Source organism: Moraxella tetraodonis, assembly GCF_022359095.1.
GTDB lineage: Bacteria > Pseudomonadota > Gammaproteobacteria > Pseudomonadales > Moraxellaceae > Faucicola > Faucicola tetraodonis.
This window is the reverse complement of sequence record NZ_JACSYB010000001.1, coordinates 1409134-1428166: the sequence shown is the minus strand read 5'-3', so window position 1 is coordinate 1428166 and position 19033 is coordinate 1409134. Positions and strand designations below refer to the sequence as shown.

General features: G+C 44.2%; 18 protein-coding genes. 8 read left to right on the top strand and 10 right to left on the bottom strand.

Features of this window, described 5'->3' with window-relative positions; all coding sequences use genetic code 11:
• Positions 1 to 36: 36 nt before the first annotated feature.
• The 4 genes from ispG to rlmN form a co-directional block, all read right to left on the bottom strand.
• A complete protein-coding gene (ispG, locus tag H9W84_RS06325; RefSeq protein ID WP_239742456.1) occupies positions 37 to 1152 on the bottom strand; it encodes a flavodoxin-dependent (E)-4-hydroxy-3-methylbut-2-enyl-diphosphate synthase in 1116 nt (371 codons plus the stop codon).
• Positions 1153 to 1216: 64 nt separating this feature from the next.
• The gene (locus tag H9W84_RS06320; protein WP_239742455.1) at positions 1217 to 2125 is read right to left on the bottom strand and encodes a RodZ domain-containing protein; all 909 of its coding nucleotides are present in this window, start codon (positions 2123 to 2125) and stop codon (positions 1217 to 1219) included.
• 1 nt (position 2126) lies between these two features.
• A complete protein-coding gene (gene pilW, locus H9W84_RS06315; RefSeq protein WP_239742452.1) occupies positions 2127 to 3080 on the bottom strand; it encodes a type IV pilus biogenesis/stability protein PilW in 954 nt (317 codons plus the stop codon).
• Between the two features lie 208 nt (positions 3081 to 3288).
• Positions 3289 to 4488 (bottom strand): dual-specificity RNA methyltransferase RlmN, encoded by a 1200-nt coding sequence (gene rlmN / locus H9W84_RS06310; protein WP_239742450.1) that lies wholly within the window; start codon positions 4486 to 4488, stop codon positions 3289 to 3291.
• A gap of 612 nt (positions 4489 to 5100) precedes the next feature.
• Here rlmN and dusB point away from each other — a divergent pair.
• The 3 genes from dusB to H9W84_RS06295 all read left to right on the top strand — a co-directional run bounded on the left by dusB (position 5101) and on the right by H9W84_RS06295 (position 7968).
• Complete coding sequence (gene dusB / locus H9W84_RS06305) at positions 5101 to 6099, top strand: tRNA dihydrouridine synthase DusB (RefSeq protein ID WP_239742448.1); 999 nt, start codon at positions 5101 to 5103, stop codon at positions 6097 to 6099.
• Between the two features lie 199 nt (positions 6100 to 6298).
• Entirely contained in the window at positions 6299 to 6937 is a 639-nt protein-coding gene (locus H9W84_RS06300; RefSeq protein ID WP_239742446.1) for a peroxiredoxin, read from the top strand.
• Positions 6938 to 7134: 197 nt separating this feature from the next.
• Positions 7135 to 7968, top strand: a complete 834-nt coding sequence (locus H9W84_RS06295) for an META domain-containing protein (RefSeq protein ID WP_239742444.1) — start codon at positions 7135 to 7137, stop codon at positions 7966 to 7968.
• Between the two features lie 56 nt (positions 7969 to 8024).
• On the opposite strand, the gene rlmKL is transcribed toward H9W84_RS06295, so the two are convergent.
• The 5 genes from rlmKL to queC form a co-directional block, all read right to left on the bottom strand.
• Complete coding sequence (rlmKL, locus tag H9W84_RS06290) at positions 8025 to 10271, bottom strand: bifunctional 23S rRNA (guanine(2069)-N(7))-methyltransferase RlmK/23S rRNA (guanine(2445)-N(2))-methyltransferase RlmL (RefSeq protein ID WP_239742442.1); 2247 nt, start codon at positions 10269 to 10271, stop codon at positions 8025 to 8027.
• Positions 10272 to 10353: 82 nt separating this feature from the next.
• On the bottom strand, positions 10354 to 11475 hold the full coding sequence (locus H9W84_RS06285; protein WP_239742441.1) for a mechanosensitive ion channel family protein: 1122 nt from the start codon (positions 11473 to 11475) through the stop codon (positions 10354 to 10356).
• Positions 11476 to 11535: 60 nt separating this feature from the next.
• Complete coding sequence (locus H9W84_RS06280; protein WP_144917728.1) at positions 11536 to 12036, bottom strand: peroxiredoxin; 501 nt, start codon at positions 12034 to 12036, stop codon at positions 11536 to 11538.
• A gap of 145 nt (positions 12037 to 12181) precedes the next feature.
• Positions 12182 to 12496, bottom strand: coding sequence for a hypothetical protein (locus tag H9W84_RS06275; protein ID WP_239742439.1), 315 nt, complete (start codon positions 12494 to 12496; stop codon positions 12182 to 12184).
• 107 nt (positions 12497 to 12603) lie between these two features.
• Complete coding sequence (queC, locus tag H9W84_RS06270) at positions 12604 to 13314, bottom strand: 7-cyano-7-deazaguanine synthase QueC (RefSeq protein ID WP_239742437.1); 711 nt, start codon at positions 13312 to 13314, stop codon at positions 12604 to 12606.
• 280 nt (positions 13315 to 13594) lie between these two features.
• Between queC and H9W84_RS06265 the strand changes: the two genes are divergently transcribed.
• Both H9W84_RS06265 and H9W84_RS06260 read left to right on the top strand, forming a co-directional pair.
• Positions 13595 to 14470, top strand: coding sequence for a DNA/RNA non-specific endonuclease (locus H9W84_RS06265; RefSeq protein WP_239742435.1), 876 nt, complete (start codon positions 13595 to 13597; stop codon positions 14468 to 14470).
• 60 nt (positions 14471 to 14530) lie between these two features.
• Positions 14531 to 14800 carry a hypothetical protein gene (locus tag H9W84_RS06260; protein WP_050325408.1) on the top strand — a complete coding sequence of 90 codons (270 nt, stop codon included), beginning with the start codon at positions 14531 to 14533 and terminating at the stop codon, positions 14798 to 14800.
• 78 nt (positions 14801 to 14878) lie between these two features.
• On the opposite strand, the gene H9W84_RS06255 is transcribed toward H9W84_RS06260, so the two are convergent.
• On the bottom strand, positions 14879 to 15649 hold the full coding sequence (locus H9W84_RS06255) for a MipA/OmpV family protein (RefSeq protein ID WP_239742433.1): 771 nt from the start codon (positions 15647 to 15649) through the stop codon (positions 14879 to 14881).
• Positions 15650 to 15911: 262 nt separating this feature from the next.
• Here H9W84_RS06255 and H9W84_RS06250 point away from each other — a divergent pair, with 262 nt between their 5' ends.
• The 3 genes from H9W84_RS06250 (at position 15912) to H9W84_RS06240 (ending at position 19013) form a co-directional block, all read left to right on the top strand.
• A complete protein-coding gene (locus H9W84_RS06250) occupies positions 15912 to 17072 on the top strand; it encodes a metal ABC transporter solute-binding protein, Zn/Mn family (RefSeq protein ID WP_007115353.1) in 1161 nt (386 codons plus the stop codon).
• Positions 17073 to 17276: 204 nt separating this feature from the next.
• Positions 17277 to 18071, top strand: a complete 795-nt coding sequence (locus tag H9W84_RS06245; RefSeq protein WP_239742431.1) for a metal ABC transporter ATP-binding protein — start codon at positions 17277 to 17279, stop codon at positions 18069 to 18071.
• A gap of 63 nt (positions 18072 to 18134) precedes the next feature.
• Positions 18135 to 19013, top strand: a complete 879-nt coding sequence (locus tag H9W84_RS06240) for a metal ABC transporter permease (protein WP_239742429.1) — start codon at positions 18135 to 18137, stop codon at positions 19011 to 19013.
• Positions 19014 to 19033 lie beyond the last annotated feature (20 nt).

The following is a 19033-nucleotide window of genomic DNA, read 5'->3' as shown; positions in this document are numbered from 1 at the left end:
AAACAATACAAACTAAAAAAATAAACGACACAAAAATTATTTAACCCGTAAAATTTCATTGGCGCGCTGCGCTTCCCGTTCAGCCACTTTTTGACGTACCATGGCTTCAATCTCGTCCGCAAGCTTGGTGGTATCAATCAAATGTGATTTTTCCCCATTTTTATATACTAGGCTATTTGGACTCGCACCCACCACGCCGATATCCGATTCTTTGGCTTCCCCTGGACCATTGACTTTACAGCCAATCACCGATACATCCATTGGCTCACGGATATCCTCTAGGCGTTTTTCTAAGTCCATCATCACCCGAATCACATCAAACTCTTGACGTGAGCAGCTAGGGCAGGCGATAAAATTCACCCCATTACTACGGATGCCGAGTGATTTTAAGATATCAAAACCGATTTTAATTTCTTCTTCTGGCTCAGCGGCTAGCGAAATACGCATGGTATCACCAATGCCTTCTAGCAGTAGCCCGCCTAAGGCAATGGCAGACTTAACGGTACCGGTACGGTACACCCCTGCTTCTGTCACACCTAAATGCAGGGGGTTGTCAACTTGTGCAGAAATCAACCGATACGCATCCATGGTCAAAAACACATTACTGGCTTTGACTGAGATTTTAAATTGGTCAAAATTATTACGATCTAAAATATCAATATGGCGCATCGCCGACTCAAGCATCGCTTCACCTGTAGGTTCACCATATTTTTTTTGGATATCTTTTTCTAGTGACCCCGCGTTTACGCCAATACGCATACTGATGCCATGATGTTTGGCGGCGGCAATCACTTCACGCACTTTTTGTTCATTGCCGATATTACCTGGGTTGATACGTAAACAGTCTGCGCCCGCATCAGCCACCGCCAGCGCAATTTTATAATCAAAGTGAACATCTGCCACCAGTGGCACAGAAACTTGTCTTTTGATTTCGGCAAAGGCTTTTACGCTTTGCATCGTTGGCGTGGAGACGCGCATCAGATCAGCACCGGCATCGACACAGCGCTGAATTTGTGCCACAGTGGCATCGACATCACAGGTATCTGTATTGGTCATACTTTGCACACTAATGGGGGCGTCACCGCCTACTGCGACATTACCGACGTAGATTTTTTTGGTGAGTTTACGTTTGATGGGATTATGCGCTGACATAGGCGTTCCTATTATTATAACTATTATAACGAATGATTTAGCGTATTTTTAAAGTGATAAGCCGTTAAGGTTTTAACGTAAAATTGGCTTTATCGTTTTGGGCATAATTGCTTAATTTAATCGGTTGTTTGTTCAAATCCAAGCTCACGTTGCTGGCTTTGTCGATAGTGACTTGAAACGGCGCTTGACCTGTCAATTGGTAACTACCGCGTGCTTGCTCGCCATCTAAAATCGTATTGCCTGTCGCATCGACAATGGTGATTTTGGTGGTGTCTTTGACAAAAATATCAAGCGAAGCTTTGGCGCCAGCTTGTCCTGTCGCTGCTGTAGCACTGGCATTATCAGCACTCACCGCGACACCGGTAATCGCAGATCCGGTGGCAGGTAAGCCACTGGCAGTGACTGTGTTTGTCACAATCGCTGAGCCTGCATTGTTAAGCGACGCACCGCTGACTTGGTCTTGGGTTGGCATACTGGCAACAGCACTAGCGGGCGCTTGTTCAACCGAGTCGTTATGTGCTTTGCTAACTTTATTAAAAATAAAAATCGCCAGTCCCAATACCAATAAAATCCCACCAATGACAAAAGGATTAATGCGCACACTGGGACGCGCTTCACGATTAAGCGTGCCCATCGGCTGCATCGGGGCATTGATGACCGTGGCATATTTTTGTTTGAGGGTAGCGGGGTACTGGGCATCAAAACTTTGCGCAACTAGATTTTTATCCAAACCCAAAAAACGCCCATAGGTAGTGGCAAAACCGCGTGCAAAGGTAGGCTGTGGTAAGGCATCAAAATCATTGGCTTCAAGCGCCCGAAGATGACTTTTTAAAATGAAAGTTTTGGCAGCCACATCGTCAATCGATAAGCCTTTTTTCTCACGGGCCTGTTTAAAACGCTGACCCAAAAGCTGGGTTGTGTCATGAACAGGGGTAGAGTTTTGTTGATTATCGGTGTTATTGCTGTTTTCCATCTTATTTCCAAGTTGACGTTGGGGTTAAAAGTCCAGAACGAATCTGCTTTGCTTCATCGCTAAGGGGATAGCGATCCAAAAGCTGCTGCGCTAATTTTTGCACTTCTATGGTATTGTTCGCAAGCTTGGCAAGCCTAATCCCTTGCGATAAAGTGCGCGGGTCAAGGTTGGATTGACCAATAATTTTAACCAAATCATTATACAGCGCCTGCGCCTCCAAAAATTTGCCATCGGCCAATAAAATATCTATGAGCTCTGTACGGGCGACGATGCTTTGGCGGTTGGCATCGAGTGCTTTGATAAATGATTGTATCGCTAGCGGTTTATTTTTGACCTTTAATGCTGTACGACCTAAATTCTCTAACGCACTGGCACGACCGTCATACCCCAAGGCAGAACCCGCAATTTGAAACTGGGCAATCGCTTCTTGGTTACGACCGAGTTGGGCGAGATAGACGCCATAGTTGTTGTTTGCTTGACTAAAGTCAGGATTGAGTGCAATGGCGTTTTTAAAATAAGCTTCGGCTTTTTGCATATTGCGCGGGCTGCCTTCTTGCTGTAATAACACGCCCATCATATCATTGGCTTCTGCTGACTTTGGATAAGACTTTAAGGCACTTTCTAACTGTCGTTTGGCATCGTCTAATTTACCACCACGAATATATTCAGCAGCAATCGCGGTGCGAATTCTGGCGATTTCTTCTGGATTTTTTTCCCAACGACTTGGGTCACTTGCGGTGACTGTCTGCGTGGTGACTTGTCGGGTGGTGGTACAACCGGTTAGGCAAAGGGTGAGGCTTGAAAAGCCAATGATACCTGCGGCAAAAACCTTCGATAAAAAATTTGATTTGCCTGGCATTTTATCATTGTCTTTTATATAGTTGTCGTCTAACTGACACAAAATAGCAGGTTGACTGTGGTATAAATGAGTTTGACGTGAGTGACATGGTGGCATAACAAACTTACTCATAATCAAATGAACTAAATTGAATAATTAAAAATTTTGACAGTCGATAACGATTTTTAATTGTCGATAAAACCCAACAGCAAAACAAGCCTATCACTAAAAACGGCTATTACTATAGCAAAAAAACCTTGATAACACCAACCGATAAGGCTAACTTGCGCCTTTATCACGCCAAACCATTATAATGATAAAAGATTTAATGAGATGCTTTAGATTGTAACGTTTTCGACACTTTTTCTTGCCATTGTTTTGCTCGGCGGGTTTTATCGGTGACTTGTCCAACCAACTGTCCACATGCCGCATCAATGTCATCGCCGCGGGTTTGGCGAATGGTACAGACAAAGCCTGCTTGGTTCAAGATATTGCTAAACGCATGAATACGATTGTTACTAGAGCGTCCGTAAGGCGCATGCGGGAACGGATTAAACGGAATCAAATTAATTTTGCAAGGCAAATCTTTGAGTAGATTGACCAGCTGACGGGCGTGTTCATCCGTGTCATTGACGTCTTTTAACATCACATATTCGATGGTGACGTGCTTTTTATGACGGGGATTTTCGTCATATACATAAGATTTGGCGGCGGCTATCAGCTCTTTGAGTGGATATTTTTTATTGATGGGTACCAGTTCATTACGCAGTTCGTCATTGGGTGCATGTAGGCTGATGGCAAGTGCCACATCAATGTCTTTGGCAAGCTCATACATCTTTGGCACGATGCCTGACGTTGATAGGGTAACGCGGCGTTTGGACAAGCCAAAACCAAAATCATCGAGCATCAATGACATACTGGCTACCACAGGCTCGTAATTTAACAGGGGTTCACCCATGCCCATCATCACCACATTAGTGACCCGATTTTCACGTTCAGTGACAGGCACATTTTCCATATAAGACTGGTTGGCAACCCACAGCTGTCCGATAATTTCGCTAGGCGATAAGTCCCGCTCGAAGCCTTGTTTACCGGTGCTACAAAACGAGCAGTCAAGCGCACAGCCGACTTGCGAGGAAATACATAAGGTTTTACGTCCAAATTGTTTGTTATCGTCAGCTGGGATAAGTACAGTTTCCACCAGCGAGCCACCTGCTACTTCAAACACCCATTTGCGGGTGCCATCTTCGCTAAATTGTTTAAACTTGACAGTAGGTGGGGTGACAGTTGCCACTTCATCCAATGTTTCTTGTAGTTTTTTGGACAAATTCGTCATTTGATAAAAATCGGTCACGCCCAATTGATAAATCCACTTCATCACTTGGGTAGCGCGAAACGGTTTTTCGCCTAGCTTGGCAAAAAATTGTCCAAGTTCAGCCTTACTCATGCCAAGTAGATTGATTTTTGCGGTAAGGTCTTGGGGATTGACCATTTCTGGGTTTTGAATGACAGGAATTTGGGTCATAGCGGTCGTATAAGCGTGTCAAATAAACAAGATAGTATACTAAAATCTCAACGAATTGTCATGGTAAAACATAGTGAACCTTGTTAGCGGTTTTATATACAATGTCTTTACCTCCCATATGTTGCCCAAATTGGCATGGCTAAATAGGTAAAATATCGACAAATCAAATAGCGACGAATCAAATAGCGATAATAAGAATTATCATAATTAGGCATAAAAATGCCAATAACCACTTCCATTCAAGCGAAACAAAATCAACCGTACGACGAGCCACCCTAGCAGACCAATGGGGCAGCTGATAAATCACTTCCCCATTGACATGCTTACCGCCTCGATACCAAAGCTTAAGCTGTTTTAACATATGTTTATGCCCATATCTATGTCTAAATCTATGTCTAGCAAATTGATGAGTATGACACTATTAAACTTCTATTGAGTTAAGTCTATATGACAAACAAATAAAAAATCGTAAAAATTAATATAAAAACTCACCAGATTGTTTAAAAGGGGGAAATTCGGATTTGCACTAAATAAGTGATATTTTTTGCCAAAGCACGAGTGATAAAAGTTATAATGTTTCCCCATTTTTGAGCCCATCATGCTTTTTTATTTATGTCCAACCATTCATTGCTCACTCCCCTCAATATCGGCGACCAGACCATCGCCAACCGCATCATCGTTGCCCCGATGGCAGGGGTCACTGATAAGCCTTTTCGCATGCTGGCTAAGTCCTTTGGCGCAGGGCATGCCGTGTCAGAAATGATGACGTCTGATGCCACGTTATTTGCTCATCACAAAACGCTATATCGTGCCAATTTTGAGGGTGAAATCGCGCCTATTTCTGCGCAAATCGCTGGCTCAGACCCAGAAAAAATCGCCGAAGCCGCTCGCTATCAAGTTGCCAATGGGGCGCAAATTGTCGATATCAATATGGGTTGTCCGGCAAAAAAAGTTTGCAAAAAGCTTGCCGGTTCAGCGCTACTCAAAGATGAAGACTTGGTCAAGCGACTATTGGATGCCACGGTCAATGCAGTGGATGTGCCAGTCACGCTAAAAACCCGTCTAGGCTATGCCAATGGTGAAGAAAATATTTTACGTGTCGCGCAAATGGCAGAAGCGGCAGGTATCGCCATGATTGTGATACATGGACGCACCCGGGAAGATAAATATCTGGGCAGCGCTCGCTATGAGTTAATTAAAGAGGTTAAAAATCTTCTAACCATTCCTGTTATCGTCAATGGCGATATCGACAGCCCGCAAAAAGCCAAACAAGTATATGAGCAAACAGGCGCTGATGGCATTATGATTGGGCGGGCAGGGCAAGGGCAGCCTTGGATTTTTCGTGATATTGCGCATTATCTAAAGACCGGTGAAATCTTGCCCAGTCCAACGATGGATGCGCTAAAAGAGATTGTATTAAGCCATTTGCAAGAGATTTATGCGTTTTATGGCGAATACTCGGGGTGTCGTATCGCTCGTAAACATATTGCTTGGTATACCTCAGGCATTGCCAATTCCAATGCGTTTCGCCAAGCGATGTATGAAGAAGATACCACTGCTGGGCAGTTTAACGTGGTCGCGCAGTTTTTAAAGACCGCGGAATTTGATTAAAACCTCCACTATAAAACAGTCAATCGTAGCGCGCTTATGCCTTTTTAGAAACAAAGATTTGCAAAAAGTCATGATTAATGAATTTAGAATCTGTTAAAATTTTGCTGAGTCTGTGTAAAAGACCGATATCAAACAATAACCACATACGATAAATCAAATCAGAGCAAATCAAATCAAATCAAATCATAAGGAGTCAGCGATGGCACAATTACGAATTGGCGACACGGCACCAAATTTTGACGCACAAACCACTGAAGGCAACATCAATTTTTACGATTGGCAAGGTGATAACTGGGTGGTTTTATTCTCACACCCCGCAGACTTTACCCCAGTCTGTACCACGGAGTTAGGACGCACAGCATCATTGGGTGATGAATTCAAAAAGCGCCATGTCAAACCCATTGCTTTATCAGTCGATAGTGTCGAAGACCATAAAACTTGGGCAGGCGATATCTCAGAAACCCAAGGCTGCGAGGTGAATTTCCCCATCATTGCAGATGCTGACAAAAAAGTATCGGAAGCTTACGACATGATTCACCCAAATGCGTCAACCACGCACACGGTTCGTAGTGTATTCATTATCGATCCACAGCATAAACTGCGGTTAACTTTCACTTACCCAGCTGCCGTGGGTCGTAACTTCAATGAAATTTTACGGGTGATTGATGCATTGCAATTGTCAGATAATTATGGCATTGCAACGCCGGTTGAGTGGCAAGACGGGGACGATGTGATTATCCCGCCGAGCGTCAAAAATGAAGAAATCGCCGCGAAATTCCCAAAAGGGCATACAGAAATCAAACCTTATCTACGCACCACGCCACAACCGAATAAATAACTGTTTATGTTAAGACTGTTTATGTTAAGTTTAAAATCAAAAACCTAGTCGCTTGACTGGGTTTTTTTATGCCAACTCTCCCATTAAATATACTCAACTAAACTTAAAGGTACTGAACTAAATTTACAGAACGGATGCTGAGTAACCATAAATATTTGGCTAAACTTCAATTAATGGCGTAATAATGGATATAAACAATGATAAACAATCAAGTTAAAGGTAGCTTTAAAACCAGCGCATTGCTCATGCTTGCCCTGACGGGTTGCCAAACGGTGAATACTAACCCATCAGCGCCGAGTGAAAGAGTGCCATACGTGCAGTTGCCCATCTTTATCGGCTCTACCCCCACCACTAATTCTTTACAGAGTTATGATTGGCAGCTTAACAATATCAATAGCACAGATCCGATTACGTGGAATGGTTCATACTTGCAAACACAGAATGGCAAAGTCACGCTAAACTTTAACCAAAATCACATAACCTATAATGTAGGCTGTAACCAACTATCAAATCAATATAGCCTAAGCAAAAATACCATGCAACCCATCGGGACAGGTATTAGTACTTTAATGGGTTGTGGTGAATTGCAAGCACGGGAACAATGGCTTGCTAAACAGATGCAAAGCCCAAGTGAGCTACAAATAATGGAAACTCAAGTAGATGCAGTATTGTCGCAAACCACGGCTGATGGTAGCTGGCTTCAGTGGGTAGGTAAATTAAAGCCTGAAGTAAAATACGGCAAAGGGGAAACCGTATTTTTGGAGGTCAAACCCAAATGGCAGTATTGCGACAACGTCACCGATAAAAAGTGCCTAGAAGTGCGCGACATCAATTATGACAATCAGGGACTAAAAACAGCGGTGGGTCAATGGTATCTTCTCGATGCGCCCATCATGGGTTATCGTCATGATGAAAGCGCACAGCGGGTTTTACGCTTGACTCGCTATCGCACCCCACCGACCGATACCAAAGGCTATGGCAGTCTTTACAAGCTTGATAGCGTGATTGAAACCAAGACTATGGCAAAATAACCAACTCATCAAAAAAAGCGATGGCTAACACGAGTCATCGCTTTTTTATTGGCAAATTATTTGTGGCGAATCGCCCACGACTGGTGAATAGGGCGTTTACTATCAAAATCAAAGCCGATGGTTTGGTTGGTCATTTCTTCAACGTGATAGCGGTTGTTGATTTCGTCATCTAGCACAAATTTGGTAAAGTTATTGGAAAAATACAACACGCCTTCAGACGATAAGCGATTCATGGCACGGTTGATGAGCGGTACGTGGTCGCGTTGCACATCAAACGTACCTTGAAATTTTTTGGAGTTAGAAAAAGTCGGCGGATCGATAAAAATCACATCGTACTGCTCAGTATTGCTTTTAATCCATTCAAAAATATCTTGGGCAATAAACTGGTAGCTTGGCAAATCTGGCAAGCCGTTTAGGGCAAAATTTTTGCGTCCCCAATCCAGATAGTTTTGTGATAAATCCACCGATGTCACCGCTTTTGCACCGCCCAATGCCGCATGCACACTGGCGGTACAAGTATAAGCAAACAGATTAAGCACTGTTTTACCACGTGCGTTTTCTGCAATAATTTTTCGGATGCTGCGATGGTCAAGAAATAGCCCTGTATCCAAATAATCGCTAAAGTTCACCAAAAAATACGCCCGTTGGTTGTTGGCGGTTGGCTCGCTGACTACATGGAACTTACCCGAATTGGCTTTTTTCTCATACTGCTCATTGCCGGATTGGCGGGCGCGGGTTTTGATAAACACTTGCTCACGGTTCACTTGCAAGGCTTCACGCACGCCATGCAGCGCTAGATTAAAGCGTTTTTTGGCGGTCTCCAACGGAATTGATTTGGGGGCAGCATATTCTTGCACATGCACAAATTCGCCATACACATCCACCGCTACTTTAAAATCAGGTAAGTCGGCATCATACACCCGCAGATTGGTCACCGCTTGTTTGTGAGCAAGCTTGCGCAGATTGGTAAGATTTTTTTGTAGTCGATTGATAAAATCTTGACCTTCTTCTACGGCAATTTCACGTTTTTCAAAGCGCGTAATCACCGGTGTATCTTTACTCTTTAACAGCTCACCATAACGAAAATAAACGGTGATAGCACCATTGTGACAGCGTAGGGTTTTTGGCTCGGCAAGGGGTAGTACGTCGGCTTGTTCAACTTTGGCAGCGAGGACACCCAAAGTCACTTTGGCAGGGCTATCTGCAAACAGGGCTTGTAGTTTTTTACCCAGACCTTGATACAAGGGTTTAATCAATTCTTCCTCACCCAGACGCTCACCATACGGTGGGTTGGTGATAAACAGGGGATTGACCCAGCCATTGACTTGTTTTTCTAGTGCCAAATTAAGGGTCGCCAGTGAGCGCTGCTGCAAGGTAATACGGTTGATGATAGGCGTCAAACCTGCGGCGATTAAATTTTTGTGCGTGGCTCGAACCGCGCCTGAATCCATATCAAAAGCAAATACCGCGGGCATCTCGCCATTTGCCATGGCATTTAGGCGATGATGAAAACGGGTTTGCGCGTCTTGCACCATACGCTCCCAAAGGGCAGTATCATGATGTTGCCATGCATAAAACCCAAATTGGCTATCGGCTTTATCCAGTCCTACGGCATAATCTGCGCTCATCAGCAAGGCTTCAATAATCAGCGTGCCTGAGCCGCACATCGGGTCGACGATACTGTCAAATTGGGTGGTGTGAAAATTCACGCTATAGAGCAGGGCAGCCGCCAAGTTTTCTTTGAGTGGCGCTTCGGTCATTGCAGCACGATAACCACGGCGGTGCAAACTGGTACCTGATAAGTCTAGATATAATTCAGCTTGTTTGTCACCCACCGTAGCGACAATGCCAAAATCGGGGTTTTTATCGACATTGGGGCGACGACCAAACTGCTCGTTAAATTGGTCGGCAATCGCATCTTTGACACGCAGCATGGTGAATTGCTGGTTGGCTTGTACGCGCTTATCTAGTGTCAAACGAATCGCAAAGGTCTGCTCCAAATCAAATAGCTGGGTCCATTTGACAGTTTTGGCAAAGGTATAGAGCTGATCTGCAATATCGTACTCGGGATTGATGTTCTTTTTGCCCAGTGGCAACAACACCCGCGATGCCACACGAGACCATAGGCAAACTTGATAAATCTGCGCCAACGTCAATGTCGCCATCAGCCGACCCGTGCGCTCAATTTGTGTATCTATACCAAAGCTTGCCAGCTCAGTTTGCAAGGGAATCTCTAGCCCATCCGCACAAGTGATTACAATGTGAAAAGTTTGCCCGACGGGCGTTGTATTGCTGTCTGTCATAAAAACTGCCAAAAAAAGTCAAAGTTGATTAATGGCGTATTTTAGCATGATTAGCAAAGGACAAATGACAGAATGTCTGAAATTATGGGGAAGTTTTTACCGATGGTGCTACTTCACCGCTTGGCATTAAAAGCTGCATATGAGGGTAAGGTGTGGCAATGCCGGCATCATCTAATGCTACTTTGATTTGTTCGCGTAGATTTTCTTTGATAAATGGCATCCGAGACACGTGTGGCGGATTGACCCAAAACCGCACGATAAAAAACACCCCAAAATCGCCAATTTTATCCACTGTCGCTGTGGGCGCAGGACGCTCTAATACCTCTTTGGTGTTGGCTAAAATATCAAGAATGATAGCGCGAGCGCTTTCAATATCCGCTTCCAACGCGATACGCACTTCAATATCAAAACGAATCAGATTTTTGGCAGTCAAATTAATGACTTCCGCTGAGGCAACGGTTGAATTGGGGAAAATCACAGTGATATTGTCACGGGTCAAAATTTGGGTAGTGCGCAAGGCGATTTGCACCACTTTGCCTTCTTTTTCATTGATGCTGACCCAATCACCGACTTGAAACGACTGCTCAATCAAAATGGTGATACCGGCAATAAAGTTGGCGAGTGTGGCTTGCGCGGCAAAACCCACTGCTATACCCGCAATCCCAAGACCTGCAACCACAGACACAATGTCAAAACCAAACTGCGACATCACCGAGGCAATCCATAATACGATGATGAGCATGGATAACAAATTGTGCAGTAATTGTTCAATGGACGCATTTAACCCATAATTTTTGAGCATTTTTTGCATCAAATAACCGAGGTTGTACCACGCCATATAAAAAATCACTGACCAAATACCTGCTTTGGCAGTGGCTTTGACTGTTTCAGGTTCAAAATTAAGCTGGCTCATCACCGCAAGCAAACTTGAAAACAACCACATCAACCGTGCGATGAGCCTTAACGATTGGCTGTATTTACTGTCTTTGGCGATAAAACGGGCAGAATTAATGAGCAACAAACTTAGCCGATAGACCACGACCAAAATTGCCAACAGTACCATAATTTTGATGCCTGTACTGGCAAGTTTGGAGAGATACAGCGGCCAATTAACTGCTTCATCTTCGAGCGAACCACCGACTGCTTTATAGACGTCATAATACAAGTCGTGATAGATATTTTTAAAAAACTGGTTCACGGACATACAATGAGTGATCTCGAGTCAAAAAATCAAAATAAAATAAGGTGTTTGGCTTAATCTGAGTTAAAGGGTGGGCAATATCGCAAGTAATTTATCCATATGCCCCTTGGCGCGGACATTGCGCATCTCATGAACCAGCTTGCCTGCGTTGTCGAAAATTAAGGTTGAACGCACCACGCCAAGGCTGACTTTGCCGTACAATTTTTTTTCGGCAATGATGCCAAAATATTGGCAAAGCTGTTCATCGGTATCACTCACCAGTGCAAAATTAATCTGTTGGTTGCTGATAAATTTTTCATGGCTTTTGACACTATCTCTTGATACGCCAATCACTTGGTAGCCAAGCTGCTGCAGTTGGGGCAAATGATGGCTAAAATCTTGCGCTTGTACACTACAGCCTGAGGTGTTGTCTTTTGGATAAAAGTACAGAATCAAGCCTTTGTCTGCTTGTTTGGCATAAGCTAGCAGATTGATTTGACGCTGGATAAATTGCGGCTGATTTGTAGAATGACGGCTGGTATCCGCTTCAACCGTGGTGACCAAAAAATTGGGTAGTTGAGTCATGGGCATTTCCCAAGCAAAAATTGAACTAACAATATCAGAAAGCCAGATTGAGTACAAACTTCTTCATGCGACAAAACAAAAAAAGACCAGTAAACAACTGGTCTGGTGGTGCGGCGCTATCGATTATGGTATTGATTGTAACCAATTAGGGACGGGCTTTATTAAATTTAACGCCGTTGCCACACGCTTTCATACGGGCACTGATGGTTTGAAAAGTTTTGTTTTGGCGAACATCTTTTCCACTTTTTACCCAAGTATCAAGCTCATTTTTTTGCGCTTGGGTGATTTTTGCTTGTTCATCTACCACACAAGTACATACTTTTTTTGCAGAAGCGGCATCAGTGATGTGTTTTTCGGTCATTTGGGTGGCGCAAGCATTGACATATTGTGGATTGGCGGCATGCGCGGCAAATGGCAAAACCATGCTAGCAAATAGGGTTGCGATGGCTGAATGTTTCATAGTTTATCCTCATAAAAGACAGCAGTATAGAACAGCAGGTGTTCAATCGTACAATGGCTAGCTTTACCGTTGACGCAATAAAGCTGGCAGGATTTGATGATGATAGATTACTGATAAATAGTCGGGTCATCTATTTCAGCTTGTAAAAAACCTTGCTGACGTAGATAGCAGCTATCGCAGTGCGCGCAGGCGCGTCCTTCGCTATCTGCGCGGTAGCATGACACGGTCAAAGCATAATCCACCCCCAGCGATACCCCCAACTTAATGATTTCTGCTTTACTTAAATGCAACAATGGCGTTGCAATGTGGAGATGATTGCCCATCACACCGGCTTTGGTAGCGAGATTTGCCATCTTTTCAAAGGCTTCAATATATTCAGGACGACAATCAGGATAGCCTGAGTAATCGACTGCATTGACGCCAATCACAATGGCGTTGGACTGTGTCACCTCTGCCAATGCCAGCGCATACGACAAAAAGATGGTATTACGCGCAGGTACATAAGTAATTGGAATGCTGTCATTATGCTGATTATCGCTAAAATCTGTTTGTTTGGCATCGGGTACCACCAGCGAAGCATCGGTCAACGCCGAGCCACCTAACTGTGCCAAATCAATATCGATAATACGATGGTTGACTTGGGCAGTCACAGCGATTTTTTTGGCGGCATTCAGTTCGCTATTGTGGCGCTGACCGTAGTTAAAGCTTACCGCTGTGACGTTGGCATAATTGGCTTTTGCCCAGTAAAGGCAAGTCACGGAATCTAGCCCGCCCGAGAGTAAGACGACGGCGTTTTGTGGTGTGGTTGATGTACTCATAAAAATTTACTAACGACAAAAGGTGTATTTTATCAGAACTTAAGCAATTGTTGATGGGAAAATATGGGGATAAAAATAGTCAACGCAATATTAGCCAAAAAACATTTCAAAAAACTGCTATCACTACCAGTAAATATTTGCGTATTCCACTAAAAAAACTTATAAAATAACCAAGAAGTTTTAAACCGAGCTTTAAACTACGTTATCTGACACTTTAGCCCAAACCATACCATTGTCGTCATTGCATCATTTTTTATTTTTTCTTTGTTTAAGGTCACTCATGATAGTTCAAACCCATTTTGTTAGCCATACTGCCATCTTATCAGCCATAAGCGTTGGCTTGCTGTATTTGACAGGTTGTAGTGTTGCGCCCTCAACCGCCAAGCCCGATAGCAATACTATTAATACCCCTGCCACTATTCCTAACACCCAAGCGAACCCAGATACCCAAGCACTCACCACGCGTTCGCTAGACAAGGCGCTACAAAAATGCGCCAGCGAGTTTTTGGAGAAAACCCAGCCGACAATTACTGCTAAGCTATCGCAAAAAACCTACCCCCTGTGCTTTAATGGCTTCGCGGTGATGTATTCGGGTGTCACCAAAACCCCGATTTGGGTCGCTGAGCATTTAACACGACAACGAATAACGGCTGCCAAAACCTTGGTCAGAGAGGATAACTTTCATGAAGAAACTCGCCTGCCAACCGAGGTGCGTAGCTTATTGAGCGATTATACCCGTACCGGATTTGACAGAGGGCATTTAGCGCCCAATGCTGATATGGCAAACCCGGACTCACAATTTGATAGCTTTAGTTTGGCCAATATTGCCCCACAAACACCTGATAACAACCGTAAAACCTGGGTAAAAATTGAAACACAAACTCGCAACCTGACCAACCAATACGGCTCAGCTTATGTGGTGACAGGGGTGGCATTTCTAACACCGGAAGTCAAACGGCTAAAAAATCGTGTGCTGGTGCCATCGCATTTTTTTAAAGCGGTATATTTGCCATCACAACATCAAGCGATGGCATTTTTTAGCCCGAATGATGATAGCGGAACCGTTGAAAAAATTAGCCTAAGCACCCTTAAAAAACGCACCGGGGTCAATGCATTTCCCAGTTTGCCGAGTAATGTAGCAACTATTTCACCATAACCATAAGTAGTAATTAGCAAGTCAAAAACTAGCAAATTAGCAACTAAACAAGGGAAAAAGATGAGTGCTTTTAAACCATTTCAAAATGATAGCCAAAGCGTTGGCTTGGGCGAATTTACCCTTGAGAATCAAGGAGAGCAAGTCAATCTCTATGGCAGTGCGACGTTTACGTTGGATAAACAAAGTTTAGCCACGGCAAAACAATTACAAGATGTGTTGAACCAAATCATTGCGTATTTAGAAGTCCATCAAGCGCAAACGGTGGAAAAATCTGCCACGCAACAGCAGCAAGCGTCGCACGTGGACGAAGTAAGTAATCCTTTCTTATAAATAAAAAAAGCGCAAATCAAACAATTTGCGCTTTTTATGGGCAGCTATTTATGGGTAAACTAGGCATCAAGCTATGCATTAAAACTGATAGTTAAAGCCAATTTTCGTTTTGCTATCGACACGGTTATCAACCAGTGGGCTGTCTTTTTGCTCATCGCTCAAATACTCTAAATGCTGACTGATAAACGCACTCCAGCGTGGCGAAATGGCGTAACTGGCACTGACATTGACATAGGGAGTAATGCTACTATCAGCGTTATAAGCTTTTATTCCTGTTCGTCGCGATTCTTGCTCAGAAACACCAAAGTAGTAGTTGTTGTACTTGTCATTGTACCACTGCAGTCCTAACTCAGGATAAATGGTGATTTTATCATCCATTGCTTTAAATCTGCTTAAGTGCGCCACTTTTGCGCTAGTACCATCACTGCGACCTAAGGCATCAGTTTCCAGTTGCGCTTTAAAGCCACCATACGGGGTGATGCGCATATAGCTAGTGCCCACCATAGCAGACCATTTACGCTCATCGAGTCCTTTTAACGCCGCTGTACTCGCATCGTCTGGATCAAATGAACGGCTATCGTAGCTTGCGGTCAATCGCCATTCGTTTTGTGCGTCTTTGTAGGGATAATAGCCCGCTTCACTGCCTTCAATGTAGAATCGATTGTTGTCATAAAATGCCTGTGGCATGATCGTAACATCATTGTCCTTATCGTACGCATAATGATTGATAGACGCGTTTAAACCCAGTTTAAAGCGGGCATTGGTATCCACTGGCATAGAGGCTGCGTGGGCAAATGTTGTGCCCAACATACTGGCAAGTACCAGACAAGGCGCGAAAAATTGTTTCATAAAAACATCCTGTGAGAGTGGGTCATACAAAAAAGTGCTGACAGGCGTAAAGCGTAGAAAATAACAACCGATTTGCCTGTGAACCATACAGCAAGGTGATAAATTTATTATGGCATAAAAAGGTCAGCGCAAATAGTTGAATTTAAAGGTGCGATAGATGCAATTCAAGCCAGCATAAATCCTTGAGCCACCTTGAGAACACCATTAAAATGTTATAATATAACATTTTTAATCTTCTCAATACTTGATTGGGCGACCCAGCATGATAAACGCATTGATTAACAAATATGCTTTTTTTAGCCGACCTTTTTTGCTACTAAGGCTACTAAAAACCCCCACGATTGCAGGGGTAACATTGACGATGAGCCTATTGGGTGGATTAACAGGCTGCCAAAAGCAAACTGATAATCAATCCACCTCAAATCAATCCGCATCAAATAGCTCAGCTACAACAGTCTCATCAAACACCGTTATTGATACCCAATTACCCACCGTGTATGCCACCACCAATGTGTGGGGTTCGGTGGCTAAAGCGGTCGGGGGGGATAAAGTCAATGTGATTGTGGGGGTCGATGATTTATCACAAGATCCGCATGATTATCAAGCCACAGCGACCGACAAGCTTAACATCACCAAATCCGCTGTCATGCTGGTCAACGGTGGCGGGTATGATGATTGGGGTATGAGCTTAGCTCAGTCGGTGAGTCACAAACCTGTGGTGATTAATGCCGTAGCACTTTCAGGGCTGTCGCCTAACACGGACAATGCGGCAGATGAGTCTGCCAGTGAACAACACCAACACGACACCCAACACGAAATAAAAACCGCTGATCCGCAACCATCTGATCATCCTCACGTGCCCAGTGAAGCGCATAGCGAAGTACATAGTCACTCGCACGGTGACTTCAATGAGCATGTGTTTTTCTCCCTCGATACAGCAAAAAAAGTGGCTGAAGCAGTCAACAAACAATTGGCTGCAACATCGCCTGCCAATCAAGCAATTTATGCGAAAAATACCCAGCAATTCATCCAGCAAATTGATGCGCTTAAAGTCAAAGCCCAACAAATCGGACAGCGAAAAGCCATCACTGCCTTTGCTACTGAGCCCGTCATCGGGTATTTGCTAGCAGATATGGGCATCAAGGATGTGACGCCAAAAGCCTATGCTGTGCAATCAGAGACGGATGCGGGGGTATCGGTCAAAGTGCTCAATGACAGCAAAAGCCTGCTGAGCAATAAACAAGTGGGTTTGTTGGTTGTCAATGCCCAGACCGAGGATGCTACCTCAAAGCAACTAATCACATTGGCGAAGGCATCAACAGTACCGGTTGTGGCGGTCTATGAAACTCTGCCCGATGGCGTGACAAGCTATACGCAATTTATTGAAAAAACCCTGGATGATTTTGCGGCCGCGACGCGCTAATTTTAATTAGCCTAAAAATTTTAGATTACCCATTAGCGCATTTGGGGAAAAATTTGCGTTAATTGGTATAGTATTGGCTGGTTATCGCTTATAATGCTTAAATTTTTTAGCCCAGATTTTTTGCAATGTGATATTGCCAATCAACCATCCTCGCCTTTAGGATCTTGTCGTTAATCTTGCTGTTAGGATGAAGAAGTAGCCACCATGCCCATGTCAACCACCAAAATAGCCAATAGCGAGCGGCAGTTTGAGCAGGCTATTCATTGCCAATCGTTTGTCAAACCGCCCCATTCACAGCAAGTCGTTCTGCAAGTCAAAGATGGCAGTATGCACTTTGGACAACGTCTGCTCTGGCAGGATGTCAATTTTTCGATTTTATCGGGTGAATTTGTGGCTTTGCTCGGCGCCAATGGTACAGGCAAGACCACACTGCTGCGAAGTTTACTCAAACTTGTGCCACTATCAAGTGGTTCAATCACGCTTGGCAAAGATATTCGAGTAGGCTATGTGCCTCAGCTCAAAGACTTTGCGCCAAAACTACCGATTCGGGGTAGGGACTTGGTGCAGCTAGGGCTGGATGGGGAAAATTATTTGTTTGGTCTGTTTAGCCCCAAAAAAACCTTGGGCGGTTTTTGGCAAACAGCAAAACAAAAAAAATATTTGGTGGATAAAGCCATTGCGGAAGTCGGCGGTGAGTCATTTTGTGATGCGCCGCTTACCATGCTCTCGGGTGGTGAGCAGCAGCGCATGCGTATCGCCCAAGCCTTGGTCGCTGAGCCTGATGTTTTGTTGATGGATGAGCCGCTACTGAGCCTTGATGTGGCAAGCCAGTATGTGGTTAGTGATATTTTAGCCCATCGCAAACATGCGCATCATACCGCGATTTTGATGATTAGTCATGAACTCGAACCAATTATACCTTTGGTAGATAAAGTACTGCGCCTTGAAAATGCGACTGCCAACCTCGGTGGTATCGACTTAATCAATCGATTTCTCTAACTTATTTGCTTCAATCAAAAACAAGCCATCACATTCGATGGTTTTTTAACTTTTGGAATTTACATGCTGCTCACGACTTGGCTACATACCATCATCAATTTTGATAACTTTGCTGAGCTGTTGCCCTTGGTATCAACGTCCATCGTGGCCGCGGTATTGTTGGGTGTGATGGCGGGATTCATTGGACCGATGGTACAGGCACGGGATATGGCGTTTGCCGTGCATGGGACAGCAGAGCTGTCGTTTGCAGGGGCGGCGTGTGCCTTATGGTTAGGGTCTTCAGTGACGCTAGGCGCCGTCGTTGGGGCGGTAATGGCGGGCATGGTGCTGGGAGTGATGGGGATTGATGGCAAAAACCGCAACTCAGTGGTGGGTATTTTGTTGCCATTCGGGCTTGGGCTGGGGGTGTTGTTTTTATCCTTGTATCAAGGTCGCTCCTCCAATAAATTTGGCTTATTAACTGGGCAAATTGTTGCAATTACGCCCGCTGAATTGCAGTCGATGTTAGTGGTCGCAGTGATTGTGCTGTCAATCATTGCCATATTTGGTCAGCGCATGTTATTTGCCGCAGTCGACCCGCAAGTTGCCCAAGCGCAGCATTTGAATTTAACATTTTTATCCTTGCTGTTTATGTTTGCGCTGAGTCTTGTGGTGGCGGTGAGTGTGCAGTTTGTCGGTGCATTGCTGTTATTATCGTTACTCATCACGCCTGCTGCGGCGGCGAGTCAAGTGACGGCTAGACCTATCTATGTCTATTTGTTGTCTATGCTGTTTGCCATTATCGCTGGGGTTGGCGGCATATTATTATCGTTAGGACCTGGACTGCCGATTTCACCCTATATCACCACCATTTCATTTGTGATTTATTTAAGCTGCTGGGGAATTGGCTACCTACGAAAAAAAGCAGGGTGGAACAAACGCTTAGCTGCAAACTTTTCTTAATCAATAGGGTATAAAAAAAG